The organism is Streptomyces hainanensis (genome assembly GCF_004348415.1).
Classification (GTDB): Bacteria; Actinomycetota; Actinomycetes; order Streptomycetales; family Streptomycetaceae; genus Streptomyces; species Streptomyces hainanensis.
In genome coordinates, this window is the sequence record NZ_SMKI01000741.1 from 1 (window position 1) to 2,327 (window position 2,327).

The following is a 2,327-nucleotide window of genomic DNA, read 5'->3' on the forward strand; positions in this document are numbered from 1 at the left end:
GCTCAAAGGTCAGGAGGTGACCCTACCCAGCGGCGGGGCGGACGGTCAGCCCCTTTCCGCCACGTTGGGGTCCGCCACACCGGGGTCGGGCGCGGCCTCGCCGCCGGCGGCAGCCGTGGAGTCCGGCGACGCCACGGCCTCGCGGGCCAGGATCCGGCGGCGCCGCCACAGCACCAGCGGCACCGCGGTCGCCAGGCCGACGGCGCCCGGCCCGACGAGGCCCGCCGCGCTCTGCACCGAGTCGAACGACGAGGGCACCGGCAGCGTCGACCAGCGGTTGATCGGCCAGGCGATCACGATGGCCCGGCCCACCACGTCGTCCTCGGCGACGGTGCCGCGCCCCTCCAGGTTCTGGTGGTAACGCGAGTCGAGCGAGTCCTGCCGGTGGTCGCCCATCACCCACAGCCGGCCGTCGGGCACCGTGATGGGCCCGAACGGACGGTCGCCGCACGGCGTGTTGCCCGGGAACAGGTAGGAACTCTCGTCGAGCGGTTCCCCGTTGACCATCACCTGGCCGCCGTCCTGGCACTCCACGGTGTCCCCGCCGACCGCGATCACCCGCTTGATCAGGTCCTGGTCCTCGGCGGACGGCATCAGCCCGATCCAGCTCAACGCGTCCTGAACGGCCGCGCCGAAGCCGCCGTTCGACGGGTTGTCGCCGAGCCAGCCGTCCGGGTCGTGGAAGACGATCACCTCGCCGCGTTCCGGCTCGGCGCCGAACCACGGGGTGAGCTTGTCCACCAGCACCCGGTCGCCGCGCTGCAGCGTGTTCTGCATCGAGTTCGACGGGATCGAGAACGCCTGCACCAGGAACGTCTTGATCAGCAGGGCCAACACGATGGCGATGCCGATCAGGATGGGCAGTTCCTTCCAGAACGACCGCTGCTTGGCGCCGCCGGCCGCCTTCTGCGCGCCGTCGTCCTCGCCGGCCGCCTCGCCCTCCTGGCCGCCGCCGTCACGCTCCCCGGTCGCGCCGCCAGGGCCGCTCGCAGGCACATCCGTGCCATGCCCCGAGGAACCGACCGAGTCGTCCTCCCGACGTGGGGGTTCTCCGCCGGATGCCTCGGAACCGGGAGCCGCCGGACGCTCCTCCGGGTCCTCCGCGCCGGACCGCGCACCCACCGCAATCTCCCCCACTTCCGCTCCTCACGTTCCGCTCCGGTCCGCCCGGCCTCCGTGACAGACTCACCACTCCCATAACGAGCGGAAGTTCCGCAGGGCTCGGGAGTCGCAGGATTTCACCGTCATTCTCTCCCGCGCGCACCGGCCCGCCGCTCGCGGCGTCGGCGGCCGGCACCTCGCCGGGCTCCGGCACCGCCGAGAACGTCTCGGTGCCACCCAGACCGCTCCAGTGCGAGAAGGGCCAGGCGATCACCACGGCGCGACCGACCACCAGTTCCACCGGCACCGTGCCCTCGCCCTCCTCTTCCAGGTGGTACCGGGAGTCCGCCGAGTTGGAGCGGTGGTCGCCCATCACGAAGAGCCGCCCCTCGGGGACGGTCACGTCGAACTCGATCTGGGAGGGCGCGTCGCCCGGGTTCAGGTAGGGCTCGTCGACGGACGTCCCGTTGACGGTCACCCGGCCCTCCGCGTCGCAGCACGCCACGGTGTCGCCGCCCACCGCGATGACCCGCTTGATCAGGTCCTGGTCGTCGTCGGACGGCAGCAGCCCGATCCAGGTCAGCAGGTCCTTGCCCTGCTGAATGCCGATCGGGCCGTCCGAGCCGGTGTTCTGCCCGCCCTCGAGCCAGCCACCGGGGTCGCGGAACACCACCACGTCGCCGCGCTCCGGCTCCCAGCCGAACCAGGGGGTGAGCTTGTCGACCAACACCCGGTCGTTGATCCGGATCGTCTGCTCCATCGACCCGGAAGGGATGACGAATGCCTGCACCAGGAACGTCTTGAGCGCCAGCGCGATCAGCAGCGCCGTGACGATCAGGATCGGGATCTCCCGCGTGGTGCGCAGCCGCCGGCGCCGCTTGATGCGCCTGGCCGCGCGCCGCCGGTCCGCCCGCCCCTCGCCGGGGCCGCGCAGCGTCCGCTGCGGCTCCGCGGAGGACGCGGCGGTCGGCTCGGCGGCCGGCTCCGGCTCCCGCCGCCGGTCGCCGCCTGGCGACGGCTCCGGTTCGACCGCGCCCCAGACCTGGCCGGTGGCGCCGCCGGGCAGCTGGGTGCTCCGGGGCGGGAAACCCCGCGTCTCGGGCAGCTCCGCGGTCTCCCCGAATCCCGGGCCGCCCTGGGGCGACGACCGGGGCGGGAACCCGCGTGTCTCGGGGATCTCGGCCGTGCCACCCGGTGCTCCGCCGGGCGGCGGGGTGGTGCGGGGC

2 protein-coding genes are annotated in these 2,327 nt (G+C 73.4%); both read right to left on the reverse strand.

Features of this window, described 5'->3' with window-relative positions; all coding sequences use genetic code 11:
* Positions 1-45: 45 nt before the first annotated feature.
* On the reverse strand, positions 46-996 hold the full coding sequence (lepB, locus tag E1283_RS35425; protein WP_243745330.1) for a signal peptidase I: 951 nt from the start codon (positions 994-996) through the stop codon (positions 46-48).
* Positions 956-2,278, reverse strand: coding sequence for a signal peptidase I (gene lepB / locus E1283_RS35430; protein ID WP_425086277.1), 1,323 nt, complete (start codon positions 2,276-2,278; stop codon positions 956-958). The genes lepB (E1283_RS35425) and lepB (E1283_RS35430) overlap by 41 nt, the downstream gene beginning before the upstream one ends.
* Positions 2,279-2,327 lie beyond the last annotated feature (49 nt).